Source organism: Pandoraea pnomenusa (assembly GCF_000767615.3).
Classification (GTDB): domain Bacteria; phylum Pseudomonadota; class Gammaproteobacteria; order Burkholderiales; family Burkholderiaceae; genus Pandoraea; species Pandoraea pnomenusa.
This window is the reverse complement of record NZ_CP009553.3, coordinates 1,736,171-1,757,116: the sequence shown is the minus strand read 5'-3', so window position 1 is coordinate 1,757,116 and position 20,946 is coordinate 1,736,171. Positions and strand designations below refer to the sequence as shown.

Genomic DNA, 20,946 nt, shown 5'->3' with positions numbered 1-20,946 from the left:
GCGCCCAGCCTGAGGGCCTGCGCGACGTTTCTCACCCGGCCATCCCATTTGGTGATTGGGAGGCCGCCGCGATTGTAAACCATAGGACACCGCTCTATATGGAGCAGTCCTTCAGTCACTGATCACATTCCGAAATCGTAAGTCGCCCGACTGCGGCAAGAGCGCGACAGCCAAACGCCATTGACAGGACGGTCGACGATGCGCCGCGTCAATGCCCCGATGGCGCGCCGATATTCGACGTGGCTGCCTGACACCCGCGTGGCGATGAAAATGCGTCCGAAAGATTCGGCACGCCGCGGGCCATCGATGCCTGACGGACGTGTGATTTCACGCGTACCCTTAAGGCTTCCCTTACGCCGATCGCGTTGCCGGCGCGGAACATCATCCCGACAGATGCCGCCCCACGCGACGTCGACCACTGTCCCGCTTTCCTCGAGTCGAATCATGAACGTCCACAACCCGCTCTCGCTGCCCGCACCTGCCTCGGTTTGCCTGGTCAGCGTCTTCCCCGCCACAGACGACGGCGGCAACCCCGCCCCGATCGTGCTCGACGCCGACGCGATGTCGGAAGGCGATATGCGCGCCGTCGCGGCGCACTACGGCCACGAGAGCGGCTTCGTCATGGCCTCGACGCAGCCGGACCGGGCGTGGCGCTTTCGCTTTTTCGTACCGAATCACGAGATGGAGATGTGCGGTCATGCGACGCTGGGTGCGTTGTGGGTATTGCGCCGCGCGGGACGCTGGGACGGCAGGCCGGTCACGATCGAGACGCTGAGTGGCCCGGTCGAAGGCAGGCTGGCCGCCGACGGCGAGCACATCGAAGTCAGTCAGCCGGCGGGGCGCACCGAGCCGGTCATCGACGCGAGCGCCATCGAGGCAATCTGCGCCACATTGCGAATCTCGCCCGACGATATTGCCCCGGAAGGTATCTGCAACGCGGCGACGAGTCGCGTGAAGACACTCGTGCCGCTGCGCAGCGTGGCGACATTGCAGGCGCTGCGGCCCGACTTCGCCACGATGGCCGCCACGTGCGACGCCATCGCATCCACTGGTCTGTACCCTTGCGCGCGCGAGGCGGTGGGCGATGGGCGCGCGTTGCCGGTGTTGCAGGCGCGCCAGTATCCGCGCGCCTCCGGCTATCCCGAAGATGCCGCGACCGGCATCGCGGCAGCCGCACTGCTTTACGGCGCGCGCCGCTACGGCTGGCTTCTCCCTGGCGAGCGCGGCGTCGTCGTGCGCCAGGGGGTCGCCATGGGACGCGCCTCGGCGATCACCGTGACGCTGCGCGATCCGCTCGACGCCGCCGCGGGCTGTTGGATCAGCGGCGACGTGCGCGCAATATGACGACGACGATGACGCCCACCGCTGCCGCGAGCCCACCGCACAGGAAGACCGCGCGATAGCCGAACGGGTTGGCCACGGCGCCGGCGAGCGGCCCGGTCAGGAGAATGGCGACGTCCTGAAACGCGGCATACGTGCCCAGGCTCGTGCCACGGCTAGCGGCGGGCGCACGCTGCACCACCTCGATGCCCAGCGAGGGAAAGATCAGCGATGCGCCGGCGCCGGCGAGCGCGGTGCCGGCCAGCGCAAGCCACGCGCCCGGCGCCTGCCACACCAGCAACAGGCCGACGGCTTCGACCGCGAGCGACGCCTGCGCCACGCGCAGATTGCCGAAGCGCTCGGGCCAACGTCCACCGATCAGTCTCACCAGCACGAACGCGAGCCCAAAGGCCGACAGCGCGACAGCAGCGCCGGACCAGCGCGACGCATCGAAGTACAGCACCACGAAAGCGCCGACCACCGCGAAACCCACACCCTGCAATGCGAGCGCCAGCCCCGGCAGGAAAACGATGCGCAACACCTGCGAGTACGGCAGCGCACGCCCCGTCTGATGTACCGGCGCCACGCCGGGAATCCGCGAGATCACGACCCAACCGGCGATGGGCAGCAGGCAGATCGCGATGGCCACGCCGATGAGCGCGGTAGCCCCATAAAGCGAGAGGCCGAGTGGCGCGCCGACGGCAAATCCGCTGAAGACGGCCGCCCCGGTCCACGACATCACACGCCCCGATTGCGATGCCCCCAGACTGCCGATGGCCCACGTCAGCGTGCCGGTGATGCACAGGCTCTCGCCCACGCCCAGCAGCAAACGTGCCACGGTCAGCACCGCCAGCCGGGGCTCGGGGGACAGCGTGACGAGCCCGGTCGCGAGCAGGGCAACACCGGAGAGCCCGACAAACGTCAGCCCGCGCATCAGCGCAACACGGGCGCCGCGCAGATCCGCCGTGCGACCGGCGAATTTGCGCGTGAGCACCGTGGCGAGCGACTGTACGCCGACAGCGAATCCGACCACGACGTTGTGAAAACCGAGAACGTCGTGCACGAACAGCGGCACGACGGACAGCGACATGCCGATGGTCAGGCATGCGAGGAAGACGTTCAGCGAGAAGCGCAGCAGCAGCGCGGTTGCGCTGGCGGTTGCGCGGGCTGTTGCGCTGACGGTCGCGTCAGCGGCCGGAGTTGCGGGGGACGGCATGTGTCAAGACTCCATGAGGGGCCGGCAGACGCGAGTGCCGCGCACACGTCGGCGACCGAAGCGACAGGGCATCGATACCGATGGGCGCGGCGCGAGCGCGAGCCGGCGGGCGAACGATCGCGACGCAGGCATCGGAACGAACCGGCAGTACGGACAAATCGGGAGAGAAGGCGCTTGTGGCGCGTGGAGAACCGGGGATTGCGCCGAATGGGCTGCCCGGTGGTTCATCGACGAACGCACGCCCCTCGACCGACGTGCCGGATCGCCCGGCCGCTGTCGCGGAGTATGCGTTGGTTCACGTGAACGCTTACGTGGCACCGGCCGATCACATCGCCGGATACCAAAAATCAGTTCGCATTCTAGCCACGCACTTTGCGTAAGGCAAGTCGAGGCGCGTCACACCCTTGCGCCAACGGCGACGGGGCTGGCCCCCGGACCGCCTCAAGTGTCCGCGCGCAGGAGCCCCCAGCACAACCGGTAAAGCTCGTCCTCGAATTCAGGCGTGCCAAGCAACGGCGAGTCTTCGAGCGCCGCCGAGCGCAGCGTGCCCATCACGGCACGCGTGAGCACGAACACGGTCGCAGCACTCGGCGGGCGCATCTCGGGCGCGTCGCGCCGCGACATGGCGACGGCAATGTGCTCCGCGGCCTCGCGCATGGCCTGCATGATGTTCTCGTGATGGTCGAGCTGCCACGCCATCTTGATGAGCGAACGCTTGACGCGCCCCCCCGCACCGAACGCCTCGATCAGCACACGCAGCCGCTCGCGAATGACACGTTCGGGGTCGGCGCCCTCTTGCGCGGCGCGCGCGATGCGCTCATTGAGTTCGTCCATGACCCGCCGGCGCTCGCGCGCGATCATCGCGAGCAGGATCGCCTCCTTCGTGGGGAAGTACTGATAAAGCGTACCGATGGAGAAACCCGCCTTCCTCGCGATGCGATTGGTCGTGAGCGCGGCTTCGCCTTCTTCGTCGAGAACCTGAGCGGTGGCCTCGAAAATGGTCTCGACGGTATGTTGCGCGCGAGCCTGCATCGGCCGCTTTCGCATGGTGGACGAGGCATTCGGCGACGTGGGCGGCTTGGTGGTGGACATGAGGAAAATCTGAGTGGGAAGCGAGTTGCGGCCAGGCGCCTGAAAAATGAATAATGCTCACATTCGCACCGGATATCAAGCGATTCCTCAACCCGACCGGGGAGATACGACACCATGAGCCATGACATTTCCGCGCTGACCGTGCGCAAGCTGACGGTCGATCTGGCCGCCGGCTTCGATCGGCACTGGCACAGCGGCGACGCCTATCGAACGATGTACTACAACGCGTTGTCGATGAGTTTTCCGGTCGGCGAGCAGTCGTTCATCGACTCGGTGCGCAACACGATGGATCGGCTTCCGGCGGACGCCCGCTACGACACGTTGCGCGCCGACATCGCCCAATTCATCGGGCAGGAAGCCACGCATCGCCATTTGCATGGTCAGTACAACGCGCAACTGGCCAGGCAGGGGCTGGTGAACCACTGGGAGAACTGGGCGAACCGGCGCATTCGCTGGGCCCACCGCCGCAAACTCTCGCCGATGTACATGCTCGCGGTCACCGCGGCGTATGAGCACTGCACCGCGGTGTTCGGCGACGGCGCATTGCGCTATGACCGATGGCTGGCGAACGCCGAACCGAAAATGCGCCTGATGTGGCGCTGGCATGCGGCGGAGGAAACGGAGCACAAGGCGGTGGCGTTCGATCTGTACCGTGCGCTTGGCGGCAGCGAACGCCAACGGGTGCTCACTTATCTCTACGTGCTCGTCATGTTCGCGCTCGAGAGCCACGCGCAGACGATCAACAACCTCTGGCACGACGGCACGCTCTTCAAGCCCCGCACGTGGTGGGGATTCGCCACGATGTTCTTCGGCCGCGACGGCGTGGTCTGGCGCAGCACTGGGCCGATGCTGAAATACCTCGCGCCGTCGTTTCATCCGAACCGGCACGGCGATCCGAGCCTCGCGCGGAATTGGCTCGCCGCGCATCACGCCAGTTGGCGGGCGATTCGTTAGCGCACGCGGCGCAACGCCGATCGGAGACCGCAACGGGAGGCAAGCGGTCGGCTGCCGGTGTTAACCCGCGAACTGTGACGACAACAACGTAATACCGGGTATCAACGCTGCGTGATATTTCGCGCGAGGCATCCTGATAATAATGATCACGCCTCAAAGCAGCACCGATACCCGCGCGAAGCGAAGTCAGTGTGTCAATGACTCAGGCGGCCCCTTGCACTCGTCGGTGACGAACGGAAGTCCAGAGGCACGCATAAATCATAACGAGACGGAGACACATTCATGAGCAAGGCAGCAGGTTGGCTGCGGGGCGCGCTCGCCCTCGCGGTCTGCGGCGCGGCGGGCGTCGCTCACGCACAATCGAACGTATCGCTTTACGGTCAGGTCGACGCCTGGGTCGGCGCGGCCAAGGCCCCCGGCGGCGAGCGCGCGTGGACGCAGGGCGGCGGGGGCATGTCGACATCGTACTGGGGGATGAAGGGCTCGGAAGATCTCGGCGACGGTCTGAAGGCGATCTTCACGCTGGAAGACTTCTTCCTGCCGCAACGCGGTACTTATGGCCGATTCACGGGCGACAGTTTCTTCTCGCGCAACGCTTACGTCGGCCTTCAATCGAATACCCTCGGCACGATCACCATGGGGCGTCTGACGACGTCCTATTTCGTCTCGACGATTCTTTTCAATCCGTTCGTCGACTCGTATACCTTCAGCCCGATGGTGTATCACACGTTCCTCGGCCTCGCGGGCCAGGGCATCGTGGGCGACTCGGGATGGAGCAATGCGGTGATGTACGCCACGCCGGATTACAAGGGCCTGGGCGCCAGCGTCTCGTACGCCTTCGGCAACAAGGCCGGCGAGACGGGCCAGAACAAGTGGAGCGCCGCCGCCATGTATTTTCATGGTCCGTTCGCCGCCACGCTCGCCTACCAGCAAGTGAAGTTCGATACGACGCCCGACGACATGGCAGGCATCGCGGGCTTTCGCAATCAGCAGGCGTTGCAGGCCGGCATGACGTACGACTTCCGGGTGGTGAAGCTGTTCGGCCAGTATCAGTACATCAAGAACACGATCACGGGCGGTAACCTCACCTCCAACGGCGGTCAGCTCGGGGTTTCGGTGCCGCTCGGCGGCGGCCGCGTGATGGCTTCCTACGCCTACACGAAGAATTCGGGCGCCAACACCAGCAGTCGTAACACCTGGGCGCTCGGCTACGATTACGACCTCTCCAAGCGTACGGACCTGTACGCGGCCTACCTGAACGACAAGGTCTCGGGGCTCGACGCCGGGAATACTTTCGGGGTGGGCATGCGCATGAAGTTCTGACAAACTCGTTTGCACGGACGCGCCCGCAGTACAATGCGCGCGCCCCCGCTGCACACGGACAACGGCATAACAAAGTCACAAGGAGAGCACGTTGCTGACCAAATTCTTCAAGCTCGAGGAGCATGGCTCCAATGTACGCACGGAAATCGTGGCGGGTCTCACGACCTTCCTCACGATGTCGTACATCATTTTCGTCAACCCGAACATCCTGGGCACGACCGGGATGGACAAGAGCGCCGTGTTCGTCGCGACGTGCCTGGCCGCCGCGATCGGCTCGGTGGTCATGGCTTTCGTGGCCAACTATCCCATCGGCATGGCCCCGGGCATGGGGCTCAATGCGTTCTTCGCCTTCACGGTCGTGGGCGCCATGGGCTACACGTGGCAACAGGCGCTCGGCGCGGTGTTCATCTCCGGCTGCCTGTTCATCATTCTGACGGTCACCGGCATTCGCTCCTGGCTCATTGCCGGGGTACCCAAGTCGCTGCGATGCGCCATCGCCGCCGGTATCGGCCTCTTTCTCGCCATCATCGCCCTCGGTAACGCCGGCGTCGTCGTGGCCAATCCGGCAACGAAGATCGGTCTGGGCGACCTCCACTCGCCGCAGGCCCTGCTCGCCATCTTCGGCTTCTTCCTGATCGCCGTGCTCGACGCCTTGCGCGTGCGTGGCGCGATCCTGATCGGGATTCTGGTGGTCACGGTGCTGTCGATGGTCCTGGGCCTGAACCAGTTCCAGGGCGTTTTCGCCATGCCGCCGAGCCTTGCCCCGACGTTCCTCCAACTCGATATTCCGGGCGCGCTGCACGCCGGCTTCGTGCATGTGATCCTGGCCTTCGTGCTGGTGGAAGTGTTCGACGCGACCGGCACGCTGATGGGCGTGGCCAAGCGCGCCGGCCTGCTCGAAGGTACGCACTACAAGGGACTCGGACGTGCATTGTTCGCCGACTCGATCGCCATCTTCATCGGTTCCCTGCTGGGCACGAGCAGCACCACCGCGTACGTGGAAAGCGCCTCGGGCGTGCAGGCCGGCGGCCGCACCGGCCTTACCGCGCTCACGATCGCCGTCCTGTTCATCCTCGCGCTGTTCATCGCGCCGCTGGCCGGCTCCGTGCCCGCCTATGCCGCCGCCCCGGCGCTGCTGTACGTGGCCGGCCTGATGCTGCGCGAACTGCTCGACGTGGAATGGGACGACGTCACCGAAGCGACGCCTGCCGCCCTCACGGCGCTGGCCATGCCGTTCACGTACTCCATCGCCACGGGTCTGGCCTTCGGCTTCATCTCGTACGCCGTGCTCAAGTTGTTCACCGGGCGTGCCAGGGAAGTCCATCCGGCCGCCTGGGTCATCGCCGTGCTGTTCGTGCTGAAGTACGTGTTCTTCCCGGGCTGATCGCTAAGATTTGTCCGAGATTGCGTCGGCATCCAGCTGACGCGTCAAAGCCAACGGCCCGCCGGATGACTCCGGCGGGCCGTTTGTTTTCGCCAGCGCGCCTGAACGCGCCTGTCGGCTTGCGGTCGTGCCAGCAGCAATACCTGCGGTAATGCCCGCGTCTACACCCGCGCCGCGGCGATCAACGCGGCGAGTCCCGCGCGCTGCCGGCCCTCGGCATCGAAGTTCTCCGGCGAGAGCCACTGCTCGAAGCCGCGGCTGATGGCAGGCCATTCCCCGTCGGTCATGGCAAACCAGGCCGTATCGCGGCTGCGGCCCTTGTATACCGTCGCCTGTCGGAAGATGCCCTCGAACGTGAAGCCGTAACGCGCCGCCGCTCGGCGCGACGGTGCATTGAGCGAATCGCACTTCCATTCGTACCGCCGGTAACCCAGTTCGTCGAACGCACGGCGCATCAGCAGATACTGCGCCTCGGTCCCCGCCCGTGTACGTTTGAGCAATGGCGAATACGCCACGTGCCCCACTTCGACCACGCCATTGGCCGGATCGATGCGCATGAGCGACAGCGTGCCCACGGCCTTGCCCGTCGCCAGGTCGATCACTGCGTGGTGCAAGGGATCGGTCGACACCGCCTGTCGGGTCGCATGCGCGTAATAGGTGTCGAAGTCCGGAAACGGCCCCGTGGTCATGTACGTCCAGTCTCGGGTATCCGGAGCGCTCGCGTAGGCCTCGTACAAGTCCTTTGCGTGACGCTCGACGTCGATCGGCTCGAGCCGGCAGTAGCGCCCGCTGATCGGGGTGCGCGGCGGCAACGCGCGCGGCGTCCAATCCGGCATCGGCGGCCCGATGGGTTGATCGAATTCGTTGAAGTTCGGCGCTTCGGTCATCGCTTCCTCACTGGAGATGGATGGGTCATCGCTGTCTCTGACGTCAAAAGTATCGGTTCAGTGGTACGATGAAAAGCACCACTCGCGAACAATCTCTTGGTGCCACATGAATCCCAAAGCGGCTGCGCCCTTGCACGAACCCGTTCCCGAAAACGTCGCCGCGCTCTTCGACAGTCCGTTGAGCGTCGGTGCCGGGCGCGGCACCTCGCTGCAAAAGCAACTGCTCTCACGGCTCAAACACGCCATTCTCGAGGGGCGCCTGCCGGCCGGTGCGCGGCTGCCTGCCTCGCGCACGCTCGCTGAAGATTTGTCCGTTTCCCGAAATACGGTGTCGATCGTCTACGACCAGCTCGCTGCGGAAGGTTTCATCGTGCCGCACCGGCTCGGTACGCGTGTGGCGCACCTGTCCATCGATCCGCAAATCGCGGCAGAAGCCGCCGAGGCGGCCAGGCAGAGGACCGTCGCACCGTTGCCGCCGTCCGATTCGGAAGCACCGCCACTGGCCTCGCGCCGCCTGCAACGCCTGCCGGCCACACGTCATGCCGCGCGCGCCGGCGAGTCACCGCTCCCCTTCACCCCGGGCGTGCCGGCGCTGACGCGTTTTCCGGCCAGTACGTGGCGGCGCACGCTCGAGCGAGTCATGCGCGAGGCGCCGCCGCGCCTCTATCACTACGGCGACCCTCTGGGCGAGCCCGCCCTGCGCGAGGCCATCGCGGGCCACCTGCGCATCTCGCGCGGCGTGCGCTGCGACGCCTCGCAGGTCGTCATCACCGAAGGCGCCCACGAGGCGCTGATCCTTTGTGTACGCCTGCTCACCGATCCGGGCGACGCCGTCTGGATGGAAGATCCCGGCTATCGCGGCGCCAAGGCCGCCTTTCATTCGAGCGACGTGCGCCTGCACGCGCTGCGGGTGGATGACGAAGGCATCGTGATTCCCGATGGATGGTGGGAACGCATGCCGCCGCGGCTCGTGTACGTCACGCCGTCGCACCAATACCCGCTCGGCAGTGTGCTCTCGGCAGCGCGACGGCTCGACCTGATCGCGCAGGCGCGCCGCCATGGCGCCTGGATTCTCGAAGACGACTACGACAGCGAATTCCGTCACCAGGGCGAACCGATCGCGGCCATGCAGGGGATGGTGCCCGACGCTCCCGTGGTGTACGTGGGCACATTCAGCAAGACGATGTTCCCGGCGCTGCGCCTGGGCTTCCTGATCCTCCCGCCGTCCTTGCTCGCGCAAGCCCGCGATGCCCTCGACGAATTGCTGCGCGGCGGCCATCGCTTCGAACAGCTCGCGCTCGCGGACTTCATTCGCAGCGGCCAGTTCGCGCGTCACCTGGGTCGCATGCGACGACTGTACCGGGAGCGTCAGAGCGCATTGCGCGACGCGCTCTCGGCACACTTCGGACCGAGCTATGCGGTGATCGGCGAGCGCTGCGGGCTGCACCTCACGGTGCGTCTGGACCCGGCGTTCCCCGACAAGGCCATCGTGGCGGCGGCGCAGCGCGAAGGGATCGGCCCGCGGGCGCTGTCGAGCTTTGCGCTCGATCCACAACCGGCGGACAACGGGCTGGTGATCGGCTACGGAGACACGGACGCCGCCCGCATCCCCGGCCTCATCAAACGACTTGCGGCGATCGTGGCGTCGCAAGCCGCTTAGGTAAGGTCAATACCGTCAGTCGCTCCGGGGACGCGCCGCCGGCGCGAACACGCAGCGCTCCGGTTTCGCCGCCTCGCAAACAAACACCGTCAGACCGGCGAACGACGTTTGCGTCCAACTCGTCGGCCCCGACGGCAGCCTCACGGCGCGGTCCTTTGACACAGGCTCGTAGAGCACATCGAGTTCGCCGCTGACGTCGAGCTTGTAGACGCACTTCTGAAGGCGGACTTCGTCGCCCTCGCCAATCGCCAACGCGTTGACGAAGCTCACGACGCGCCCGCGCGCGCCTTTGGCCAGTGGCGCGGCGCGCCACTCCCCCTCGGCTTCCAGCAACGGCTGTGTGAATTCCTCCCCCTTGCCGCCGATATCCTCCATCGACGGACAACGCTGCACGCCGACCTGGACGCCGGCATGCGACGGCGTCGCCACGACCATCAACGCCGCCAGCAAGGCGGCCCAAACCAGTTCACGGTGTTCCATCGTCATCTCCCGAAGCATTGAATGCCGACGCGACGCCAACGACGCGCACGTCGTACGCACTGCGCTGCACTACGCCGATCGAGGCGGTTGTACGTCCGTTGACTTCGTACAGCGAATTCGATTTAAGGCGCGTGCGTGCGGAGAGACTTCAGAAAAAGAGCCGCGCGTGTCGGGATCGCGGCAGCGTTAAGGTGCTTTGGGAGATTGCATTGGCGTGGCGATGCGTCGCGCCCAAAGGCCGCGCACCGGGGGTACGGCGCACGTGGCCGCTGGCAAGCGACGTCGCGACCGGGGAAGTCGCGGCGCGCGGACGGTCGTCAGGAAGACGCGGCCGAAGAGGTTGCGGCACGGGCTGGCCGATGGCCCGCCGGCTCGGCGTCGTGCGCCTCGCTCGCCGCGACGTTGCGCGACATCCACAGCGTGAGCAACACCGCCGCGATGGCCGCAATGGCCGCGCAAAGGTAGACCTGCGCGTATCCGTACGCGCCAACGATCAGGCCGGCCACCGGACCGGTAACGCCCAGTGCCACGTCGAGGAAAACGGAATACGCGCCCAATGCCGCGCCGCGATTCTGCGCCGGCACACGATTGACGGCCGCGACCCCCAGCGACGGAAACACGAGCGAGAAGCCCGCGCCGGCCAGCGCCGCACCGAGCAGCGCGGTGAAGCCCGTGGGCGCAATCCCCAGCACGATGAGGCCAAAGGCTTCGAGCGCGAACGAAGTCATCGCAACGCGATACCCGCCGAAACGGCCGATGCTGTTGCCAAAGAGCAGGCGCACCCCCATGAAGCAAAGACCGAACGCCGTCAGGGCAAGCGCGGCGTGATCCCAGTGATGGCTGGCGTAGTAGAGCGTGATGAACGTCGAAATGGCCCCGAAGCCGATCGAACCCAGCGCAAGCCCCATGCCGAATGGCATCACGCGACCGAGCACCGCGCGGAATGCGAGCCGTTCGCCGTGAATGACCGGCGTTGCGCGCTTCAGGCGCGCCAGCGCCAGGCCAACGACGCCGGCCAGCGCGATCGCACCGCCGAGCGCCTCGATCCCGTAGGCATTGTCGAGCGCCACGCCGAGCGGCGCGCCCAGCGCCAGCGCGCCATACGTCGCCACGCCGTTCCACGAGATGACCCGTGCGGTGTGCGACGGCCCGACTTGCCCAATGCCCCACATGATCGCGCCCGTCGACACCCAGCTCTCGCCGAAGCCCAGCACGAGGCGCCCGAGAATCAGGGTGATCAGGGACAGCCAGGGCACACCGGAGACGAGTCCGCCGAGCGACACGAGCAAGCCCGATGCACCGCATGCGGCCAGTCCGCAAAGGACCGTGCGCTTGGGCCCCCAGGCATCGGCCGTTCGACCGGCGTACGGCCGCGAGAGCAGCGTCGCGAGATACTGAACGCTGATGGCCAGCCCCGCGATCACGGAACTGTAAGCGAGATCGACGTGCACGAACGACGGCAGCACGGCGAGCGGCAGGCCGATCGTCAGATAGCAGAGGAACGTGAAAAACACGGTGGAGACGATCTGCAACGTCGTGGCGAACTGTCCGTTCGCAGGGCGGGTATCGTTGGGCATTTCGCGGGATCAGGAATCGACGAAACCCCAGGACGCATCGAGACGTACGACGGGCAAGCGTTCGTACGGGTCGATGCAATCCTAGGGTTTTCCCGGATGATACGCCGTTTCGCGTCTTTTGTGTAAACGCTTAAAAGTTACCTGACGACGGTTTTGCGGGGCGACGTGGACGCCGGGCCCGCCCGCACGACACCCTCGCGGGACGCCGCCGGGCACGACGGGCACCACATCGGCCCGCCGCGGGGTGACTGCCGGCGTCCGCACGCGATTCAACGCTCCATTCAGCGCCCGACTTCGGCAAGCGCCTTGAGGCTCACCGAGAGCATCGCCAGATCGGCGCTCCCCGCCGCAACCTGATCGGCCAGCACGCGGTGGTAACGGGCCAGCGCATCGGCATGCGCCTTCTGCCAGTGCGCAACCAGACGGCCCGCCGGCGTCGCATCGGCCGCTTCGCTTAGTTCGCTCACCTCGCTTACCTCGCTTGCCTCGCCCCGCCCGGCGCCACGGCTCCCCTCGCGTTTCGCCTTGTCTGCGCCCTCGGCTCCTTCCTTCCCTTCCTCCCCTTCCGCCCCTTCCGCCCCCTCGGCCGCCCTCGCCGCCCGCACGTCCTCGCCCACGGCCGCGTCGCGCGCCAGCACACTCGCCGTCAACCGCCGCCGCAACACCGACAGCTCCTCGAGCAACGTGGCGCGCGCGAGCCGTTGCCAGTGCGTCTGCACCGGCAAGCCGAGCACGCCCGACTGAAGCCAGCCGTAACCCAGCGGCGCGGCGAGCGCGAAGTACACCTGCGCCGCGAGCGCCGGTTCGCGACCGCAGGTGCTGGCCACCTCGGCAATGTCGAGCAGTGCCACACGGGCGTCGATGTCCGCGGCCGTCCGCGCCAGCTCGGGCGGCACGCCCGCGTCGATCAGGGTCCGGCAGCGCGCGCTTGCGGCGTCGGCGGCCTCGCCGCTCACGAGCCCGTCGAGCGCGGGCAGCATCGGGTCGAGCACACCGCGCAAACGCTCGACCGTTTGCGGTACATCGCTCAGGCGGCGACGCAGGAACCACAACGTCGCCTGTTCATGCCACTGCGACACCGCGGCAAACAACGACGCCTGTGTCTCGTGCGACACGCGCGCATCGAGCGCGTCGATCTCGCGCCACAGGGCGTCGAGCCCGTAGGCGCCGCGCGCGGCCAGACTGGCACGCACCACGTCGGCCGGGTCGGCCCCGGTCTCCTCGCTGAGCCGGTGCACGAACGTCACGCCCGCGCGGTTGACCAGCGCGTTGGCATGCATCGTGGCGAGGATCTCGCGCCTGAGCGGGTGACGCTGCATTGCCGCGCCGCACCGGCTCGCCAGCGGCGTGGGGAAGTACGACGGCAATCCGTCGGCCACGAACCCGGCGTCGGGCAGATCGCTCGCGAGCAGCACGTCGTAGAGCCACATCTTGCTGTATGCCATGAGCACGGCGCGCTCGGGCGAGGTGAGCCCCGTGCCCGCCGCTCGACGCGCGTCGAGCGCTTCGTCGTCCGGGAGGAACTCGATGGCGCGCGCCAGCCGCTGCGCGCGCTCGAGAAAGCGCATGAAGCGCGCCTCGTCGTCGAGCGACTGCGGCGCGCGCAACCTGCCCAGCGACAACGCCTGTGTCTGCAGGTAGTTGTCGCGCAACACCAGCGCACCGACTTCGTCGGTCATCTCGGCAAGCAGACTGTTGCGCTGCTTGAGCGTCATTTCACCGTCGGTGACGACAAGCCCCAGCAGAATCTTGATGTTGACTTCGTGATCGGAGCAATCGACGCCCGCCGAGTTGTCGATGGCATCGGTGTTGATGCGCCCGCCGTGCTGCGCATACTCGATGCGGCCAAGCTGGGTGAGGCCCAGATTGCCGCCTTCGGCCACGACCTTGCAGCGCAACTCGCCCCCGTTGACCCGCAGGCCGTCGTTGGCACGATCGCCGACCTGGGCGTGCGTCTCGCTGCTCGCCTTCACGTACGTGCCGATGCCACCGTTGTAGAGCAGATCGACAGGCGCCTTGAGCAGCGCACGCAACAGGTCGTTGGGCGCCATTTCCGTGGCGTCGGTGCCGATCAGCCCGCGCACCTGCGGCGAGATCGGGATGACCTTGGCCGTGCGAGGAAAGACGCCGCCGCCTTCCGAGATCAGGCGCGTGTCGTAATCGGCCCAGCTCGAGCGCGGCAACTGGAACAGGCGCTCTCGCTCCGCAAACGATGCCGCCGCGTCCGGCGCCGGATCGAGAAACACATGACGATGGTCGAACGCGGCCACCAGCCGGATATGCCGGGAGAGCAGCATGCCGTTGCCGAACACGTCGCCCGACATGTCGCCGATGCCCACCACCGTGAAGTCCTGCGTCTGCGTGTCGACGCCCATCTCGCTGAAGTGCCGCTTCACCGACTCCCAGGCCCCGCGCGCGGTGATGGCCATCTTCTTGTGGTCGTACCCGACCGAGCCGCCCGATGCGAAGGCGTCGCCCAGCCAGAAGCCGTATTCCGCGGAGATGGCGTTGGCGTAATCGGAGAAGGTCGCCGTGCCCTTGTCGGCCGCCACGACGAGATACGGGTCGTCGCCGTCGATGCGCACGGTCTGCTTCGGCGGGACGAGTCGGCCGTCGACATAGTTGTCGGTGAGATCGAGCAGCCCGCGCAGGAACGTCTGGTAGCACGCCACGCCTTCGGCCAGATAGGCGTCGCGATCGCCCGCCGGCGGCGGTTGCTTGACCACGAAACCGCCTTTGGAACCCACGGGCACGATCACCGTGTTCTTCACCATCTGCGCCTTGACCAGACCCAGCACTTCCGTGCGGAAGTCTTCCCGGCGATCCGACCAGCGCAAGCCGCCGCGCGCCACGCGACCGCCACGCAGGTGCACGCCCTCCACGCGCGGCGAATAGACCCAGATCTCGAACATCGGCTTGGGTTCGGGCAGTCCCGGCACCCGGGACGGATCGAACTTGAACGACAGATAGGCCTTCTGCGTGTGGCCATCGCCGGTCGTCTGGAAGTAGTTGGTCCGCAACGTCGCTTCCAGCACGCCGAGGAACTGGCGCAGGATGCGGTCCTCGTCGAGATTCGGCACGTCCTCCAGCGCGGCGTGGATTTGCCCGCGAAGCTGTTGCGCTTGCGATGCACGCGCGTCGTCGCCCCGCGTCGGATCGAAACGCGCCAAGAACAGGCGCACCAGCATGCCCGCGATCGCCGAATTCCCGGTCAGCGCGCTCTCGATGTAGGCATTGCTGAACGTCGAGCCGACTTGCCGGATGTACTTCGCATACGCACGCAGGATACGCACCTCGCGCCACGTCAGCCCGGCTTGCAGCACGAGACGATTCAGATCGTCATTCTCCACGTCGCCCGCCCAGATGCGCGCGAAGGCGTCTTCGAATCGCGCCCGGGCGTGTTCCAGGTCGACGTCGGCGCCATCGAGGCTCGTCATGCCGAAGTCGTGCATCCAGACGACGCCTTCGCCTGCGGGCTCGATGCGATAGGGACGCTCGTCGTTCACCCGCACGCCGAGGTGTTCGAGCATGGGCAGGCTGCGCGAGAGCGCGATAGGCTCGCCCGCCTGATAAATCTTGAAGCGCAGCGTGCCCGCCGGGGCTTCGAGCGGGCGGTAGAGCTGCATGGCCAGCGGCCTGGCGCCCGACGCCGCGGCGGGCGAGGGAGAGGGCGAGGGCGAGGGCGATGCCGCCACGAGCAGCGGTTCGATCAGTTCGACGTCGCGCACCGCGACGCGCGCGGCATAGTCCTCGCGATATCCCGCGGGAAAGGCCTGCGCGTAGCGCCGCAGCGCGCGCGTGCCACGCTCCTCGCCCAGTTGCTCGCGCAGGGCGTCGGCAAGATCGTCCTGCCAGCGGCGCGTGGCCTCGACGATGCGCGCCTCCAACTCGTTCACGTCGACGTCCGGCACCTTGCCCGGCTGCGTGCGCACCGTGATGTGAATGCGCGCGAGCATCGACTCGGAGAGCTGGGGAGTGAACTCCACGCTCGTGCCGTGGTATGCCGCGAGCAGCAAGTTCTGCACGCGCACCCGCAGATCGGTATTGAACTTCTCGCGTGGCACGAACACGAGGCACGACACGTAGCGGTCGAAGCAGTCGCGCCGCACGAACAGCCGCGTGCGCTGGCGCTCCTGCAACCGCAAAATGCCCAAGGCGATGTCGGTGAGTGCATCGACGTCGATCTGGAACAGTTCATCGCGCGGGTACTGCTCGAGGATCGTCACCAGCGTCTTGGCCAGATGACCGTTCGGCAAGAAGCCGGTGCGCGCGATCACTTCCGCGACCTTGCGCCGCACGAGCGGAATCTCGTCGACCGGCACCATGTAGACCGTGGAGGTGTACAGGCCGAGAAACCGCCGCTCGCCGCACACGTTTCCATGAGCGTCGTAACGCTTTACACCGACGTAGTCGAGATAGCCCGGGCGATGTACGCTCGCACGCGAGTTCGCCTTGGTCAGGAAAATCGGCGTGGTGGCCTGCACGATGCCGATGGCGCCGGGCGACAGACGGGTCACGTCCGGCGTGGCGGCATCTCGCCGCGACTCGCGCAGCACGCCCAGGCCCGTGCCCGCCACGCCCTGCAAACAGGGATCGCCGTCGCGCACGACCAGTTCGTAATCGCGATAACCCAGGAAAGTGAAATGCCGTGCGAGCATCCAGTCGAGAAACGCCTGCGCTTCGTCGATCTCGGAACGCTCCTGCGCGCTCACAGCCGCGTGCTGCGCCCGTTGCGCGAGCGATTCGATGGCGGCTTGCGCCGCGGCCTGCATGGCGCGCCAGTCTTCCACGGCGGCGCGCACGTCGCCAAGCGCGCGTTGCAGGCCCTCGGCCAGCGCCTGGATACGCTCGGGCTCGGAGAACCGATCGACTTCGATGTGGATGTACGATTCGAAACGGCTGCCGTCCGCCGGGGCACCGTTGCCGTCATGCGCCCCTGCGCCATTGCCGGACGCCGCGCCGCCCGCGCCCGGGGTCAGTAACGCACCGGCGCCACCAAGTGTGCCCGACGCGCCCGACGTGCCCGACGCACCCTCGTTGTCCGCGCCGGCCGTCGTGCTCTCGCCCGCCGAAGCCGCCCGCCCCGGCCCCGCGCCCGGCGCCACGGCCAGGCGCTTGCCAGACGCGTCGCGCCGAAGCCGATAAACGGGGTGAAACGCCGAATGCAGGGCGAGCCCCTGACGGTTGATCTCCATCGTCACCGAATCGACCAGGAACGGCATGTCGTCGTTGACGATCTCCACGACCGTGTGGCCGCAATGCCAACCGTGCTGGTCGAGCGTGGGATTGTAGATGCGGATGCGCGGCTCGCCACTGACGAACTTCTGGCCGAGCTGCCAATGGGCCATCGCCGCGCCGTACAGATCGGCGACACTGCGCGAGACGACGTCGTCGGCGTCGGCCAGTCCGTAGTAATGCCGCACGAACGGTTCGAACAGGGCGGCCACGTCGGGCGCGCGCTCGCGCGCCATTGCGACGACTTCCGCCATGTGCTGGCGGACCTTCTCTTCCGGATTCGCGGGCATGGGCAACCTCTGCGGGAATGGACGAGACTTCGGAACATGCGACGATATCGACCAGGCACGGCCATGCTACGCCCGGCGGCCCCGGACTGGCAACGGCGCAAACCCCGAGCCCCAGGACGGACCCGCGTCGGCCCGTTCCCCTGCCCGGTATAATTGCGCATGAACTCAAAAGCCACCGACTCGCGCAACGACAGCGCCCCCTTCTCGAGCCTGCCGCTCACGCCTGCCATGCAGGAGAACCTCGCACGGCTCGGTTACGTCTCGATGACGCCCATCCAGCAGGCGTCGCTGCCCGACATGCTCGCCGGCCACGACCTCATCGCGCAGGCCAAGACCGGCAGCGGCAAGACTGCCGCGTTCGCGCTCGGCCTGCTCCAGCGCGTCGACGCCCGCGATTTCGCCGTGCAGGCCGCCGTGCTCTGCCCGACCCGCGAGCTCGCCGAGCAGGTCGCCCAGGAGGTGCGCCGCATCGCGCGGGCGGAAGACAACGTCAAGGTGCTCACCCTGTGTGGCGGCACGCCGATTCGGCCGCAGGCGGAGAGTCTCGCGCATGGCGCGCACGTGATCGTCGGCACGCCCGGACGCATCATGGACCACCTGGAGCGCGGCACGCTCTCGCTCGCCGGCGTCAAGACCCTGGTACTCGACGAAGCCGACCGCATGCTCGACATGGGCTTTTTCGACGATATCGCCACGGTCGCACGCCAAACCCCCGCCTCGCGCCAGACACTGCTCTTCTCGGCGACGTATCCGGAAGGCATCGGCAAGCTCGCGCAGCGCCTGCTGCGCGCACCGCGCGAAGTGCGCCTTGAAGAGAAGCATGACGCGAGCAAGATCCGCCAACGCTTCTACGAAGTGGACGATAACGAGCGCCTGCACGTCGTGGGTCGCCTGCTCGATCACTTCCGCCCGGTGAGCACCATTGCGTTCTGCAACACGCGCGCGCAGTGCCGCGATCTCACCGACGTGCTGCGCGCCGAAGGCTTCCATGCGCTCATGCTGCATGGCGAGCTGGAGCAGCGCGAGCGCGATCAGGTATTGATCCAGTTCGCCAACCGTAGCTGCTCCGTGCTCGTGGCGACCGACGTGGCCGCACGTGGGCTGGATATTGCCCAGCTCGAGGCAGTGATCAACGTGGATGTGACGCCCGACCCCGAGGTGTACGTGCACCGCATCGGCCGCACCGGCCGCGCCGACGAAGACGGCTGGGCCTTCAGCCTCGTCACGATGAACGAGATGGGCCGTGTGGGCAATATCGAAGCCGCGCTGGGCCATGAGGTGCCGTGGCACAAGCTCGACGAGCTTACGCCGTCGGGCAGCAGCCATCTGCTGCCGCCGATGGTGACGATTCAGATGCTGGGCGGCAAGAAGGACAAGATCCGTCCCGGCGACGTGCTCGGCGCGCTGACCGGAGAAGCCGGCTTCACCGCGTCGCAGATCGGCAAGATCAACGTGCTCGACAACTTCACGTATATTGCCGTGGAACGCGACATCGCACCGGTGGCGTTGCGAAAGCTGAGCGATGGGCGTGTGAAGGGCCGCAAGGTCAAGGTAAGATTCCTGCAGGACTGAGATTCGGGCGCCTGACGGCGTTTTCGGGCGTGCGCGCCTTGCCCGGCACGGACCGACCCGTCGCACGGTACCCGCCGGATGTCTTGCCGCTTCAGTCGATCCGGTCAATCCGTTCGTACCGTTCGTAGCACTCGTACCATTCGTAGCACTCGTACCATTCGTACCATTCGTACCATTCGTACCGTTGGAATCGTCCCCGAGCGCCAGGCGCGACAAGGAGGCTGCAATGAGGTCGTTTCGCACCCTGTTGTTTTCGCCTCTCGCGCGGCGTGCAGCGCTCGCCGCGCTGGCGTCGCTGAGCGCCGTCTGGCTCGCCGCCTGCAGCACCAAGGGCGTGCCGCCCAACCCCGCCCTCACCGAAGACACGCTCGACGAATACGCGCTCGTGATCGTCGGGCTCGACACGCCGCTGCGCAGCACCTGGGGACCGTGGAGTTATTCCGATGACTCGCAAACGGTCAACGGCATCGTCGGCGCAAAGCTTATCCGCACGCTCAACGCCAATCCGCCCACGCGCGGGTTCATCGCCATGCGCGTCTCGCCGCTCATGCGCAACGAGCGTTTCGGACCGATGGAATTCACCCCCGCCGACAACAGTTACCGCTTTCGCTACTGCAAGGGACGCAAGGTGCCGACCGTCAATGTGCGTCGCGGCGACGTGATCTACGCGGGCACGCTCATGCTCGACAGTCACGACGGCAAACTCTGGTTGCGCACGGCGTTCGACATGGCCGGCGCGCGCCGCTTCGTGCAAGCCAATTACCCGTCGCTGGCCGACAAGCTCCAGCCGCAGCCGTTTACCTACCTGGAAGTGAGGAGCGAACCGAGTTGCCGCTGAGGCCGCGCGCTTCGCCACCCGCTGAAGAGCGATGCACGTCGACGGCGGCCGAGGGGCTCAGCCTTCCTCGGCGACGCCGTTCGGCGCCAGCACGATCTCGCGACCTTCGCACAGGGCGTCGGCCCGCTCGCTGAGCTCCGTGGCCACATCCGCGAGATGACGCCGCAGCGTATCGGCGAGCACCGACTCGGGTTCGTGCGACGGGCGCAGCATCTCCACGGGGAACACGATGGCGGGCGCCACGCGATACAGGCGCTGCGCCTGCCCGTTCGCGCTCGCCGCCGTGAACTGATCGAGCAGCGCATACCCCAGGCCATGCTCGACGAGCGCCGCCGCGAGCGAGTACGTCTGCACCATGACCTCCGCATCCTGCAGCAGTTCGGTCTGCTCCAGACGCTCGTTGATCAGCGCACCGAGCGGCGTGTCGTCGTGCAGCTTGATGAGGTCGCGCCCGACCAGCGCATCGGCGCTCGCCGGGCCGCGCCGCGCGAGCTTCGGCCACACGGCCGGTACCGCCAGCACGATGTGTCCCTGCGCGACCGGACGGCTCACGATGCCGGCCGCCATCGGCGGCGCGGACACGATGCCTACGTCGACCGACGACGTGAGAATCGCGGTGATCATCTCGGTCGTGTGGTGGGTGATGAGTTCGAAGACGACATCGGGGTGCGCGCGCCGCATGCGCTCGATGGCCGCGGGAAGAAGGCTGTGCGCCAGACTCGGCGTGGCGGCAATGCGCAGATGCCCGATGCCGTGCTGACGCAGATTGCGCGACGTGGTGCGAAGACGCTCGAGGTCGCTGAAGATACGCTCGACGTCGGGGTACAAGCGGCGCGCCTCCGCTGTCGGCACGAGGCGCCCCTTGACGCGATCGAACAGCTTGAAGCCGAGTTGCTGTTCGGCGTGCTGCAATACGCGCGAGACGACCGGTTGCGATACGTTGAGCAATTGCGCCGCGCCGCTGGCGGAGCCCGTCAGCACCACCGCGCGAAACGTCTCGATATGCCGCAATTTCATGCCTGACGTCGTCCCCCAGTCCCGAAGCGCGCATCGGCGAGGCCGCCGACCCTATACCCAAAAGACATATGCTGCCTCAAATCCGCATAGGTTACCGAATT

General features: G+C 66.7%; 14 protein-coding genes. 7 read left to right on the top strand and 7 right to left on the bottom strand.

Translation table 11 applies throughout. From position 1 onward, the window contains the following. The first annotated feature begins 444 nt into the window (after window positions 1–444). Window positions 445–1,344 (top strand): PhzF family phenazine biosynthesis protein, encoded by a 900-nt coding sequence (locus LV28_RS31995; protein ID WP_048806398.1) that lies wholly within the window; start codon window positions 445–447, stop codon window positions 1,342–1,344. On the opposite strand, the gene LV28_RS31990 is transcribed toward LV28_RS31995, so the two are convergent. Together LV28_RS31990 and LV28_RS31980 are read right to left on the bottom strand one after the other, a co-directional pair. Then, window positions 1,319–2,536, bottom strand: a complete 1,218-nt coding sequence (locus LV28_RS31990; protein WP_038618171.1) for an arabinose transporter — start codon at window positions 2,534–2,536, stop codon at window positions 1,319–1,321. The genes LV28_RS31995 and LV28_RS31990 overlap by 26 nt on opposite strands. 441 nt (window positions 2,537–2,977) lie before the next feature. Further along, a complete protein-coding gene (locus tag LV28_RS31980) occupies window positions 2,978–3,628 on the bottom strand; it encodes a TetR/AcrR family transcriptional regulator (protein ID WP_023595146.1) in 651 nt (216 codons plus the stop codon). 114 nt (window positions 3,629–3,742) lie between these two features. Here LV28_RS31980 and LV28_RS31975 point away from each other — a divergent pair, with 114 nt between their 5' ends. The 3 genes from LV28_RS31975 to LV28_RS31965 all read left to right on the top strand — a co-directional run bounded on the left by LV28_RS31975 (window position 3,743) and on the right by LV28_RS31965 (window position 7,289). After that, entirely contained in the window at window positions 3,743–4,582 is an 840-nt protein-coding gene (locus LV28_RS31975) for a metal-dependent hydrolase (protein ID WP_028731391.1), read from the top strand. Window positions 4,583–4,864: 282 nt separating this feature from the next. Continuing rightward, window positions 4,865–5,905 (top strand): porin, encoded by a 1,041-nt coding sequence (locus LV28_RS31970; RefSeq protein WP_025250546.1) that lies wholly within the window; start codon window positions 4,865–4,867, stop codon window positions 5,903–5,905. A gap of 91 nt (window positions 5,906–5,996) precedes the next feature. Further along, window positions 5,997–7,289 (top strand): NCS2 family permease, encoded by a 1,293-nt coding sequence (locus LV28_RS31965; RefSeq protein ID WP_023595143.1) that lies wholly within the window; start codon window positions 5,997–5,999, stop codon window positions 7,287–7,289. A 161-nt stretch (window positions 7,290–7,450) separates the two neighbouring features. Here the strand turns inward: LV28_RS31965 and LV28_RS31960 are convergent, their stop codons facing one another. Next, window positions 7,451–8,176, bottom strand: a complete 726-nt coding sequence (locus LV28_RS31960; RefSeq protein WP_038618178.1) for a GNAT family N-acetyltransferase — start codon at window positions 8,174–8,176, stop codon at window positions 7,451–7,453. A gap of 106 nt (window positions 8,177–8,282) precedes the next feature. On the opposite strand from LV28_RS31960, the gene pdxR reads away from it, so the two are divergent. Continuing rightward, complete coding sequence (gene pdxR / locus LV28_RS31955; RefSeq protein WP_023595141.1) at window positions 8,283–9,836, top strand: MocR-like pyridoxine biosynthesis transcription factor PdxR; 1,554 nt, start codon at window positions 8,283–8,285, stop codon at window positions 9,834–9,836. Between the two features lie 15 nt (window positions 9,837–9,851). Here pdxR and LV28_RS31950 read toward each other — a convergent pair whose 3' ends face one another. From LV28_RS31950 to LV28_RS31940, 3 genes are all read right to left on the bottom strand, one after another. Beyond that, entirely contained in the window at window positions 9,852–10,316 is a 465-nt protein-coding gene (locus tag LV28_RS31950; RefSeq protein WP_023595140.1) for a DUF3757 domain-containing protein, read from the bottom strand. A 317-nt stretch (window positions 10,317–10,633) separates the two neighbouring features. After that, window positions 10,634–11,893, bottom strand: a complete 1,260-nt coding sequence (locus LV28_RS31945) for an MFS transporter (protein ID WP_048806399.1) — start codon at window positions 11,891–11,893, stop codon at window positions 10,634–10,636. 281 nt (window positions 11,894–12,174) lie between these two features. Beyond that, complete coding sequence (locus tag LV28_RS31940; protein WP_048806400.1) at window positions 12,175–17,418, bottom strand: NAD-glutamate dehydrogenase; 5,244 nt, start codon at window positions 17,416–17,418, stop codon at window positions 12,175–12,177. Window positions 17,419–17,577: 159 nt separating this feature from the next. On the opposite strand from LV28_RS31940, the gene dbpA reads away from it, so the two are divergent. After that, window positions 17,578–18,990, top strand: a complete 1,413-nt coding sequence (gene dbpA / locus LV28_RS31935; protein WP_023595137.1) for an ATP-dependent RNA helicase DbpA — start codon at window positions 17,578–17,580, stop codon at window positions 18,988–18,990. 226 nt (window positions 18,991–19,216) lie between these two features. Then, complete coding sequence (locus LV28_RS31930; RefSeq protein WP_023595136.1) at window positions 19,217–19,828, top strand: hypothetical protein; 612 nt, start codon at window positions 19,217–19,219, stop codon at window positions 19,826–19,828. Window positions 19,829–19,885: 57 nt separating this feature from the next. Here LV28_RS31930 and LV28_RS31925 read toward each other — a convergent pair whose 3' ends face one another. Next, window positions 19,886–20,845 (bottom strand): LysR family transcriptional regulator, encoded by a 960-nt coding sequence (locus LV28_RS31925; protein ID WP_023595135.1) that lies wholly within the window; start codon window positions 20,843–20,845, stop codon window positions 19,886–19,888. Window positions 20,846–20,946: the final 101 nt, after the last annotated feature.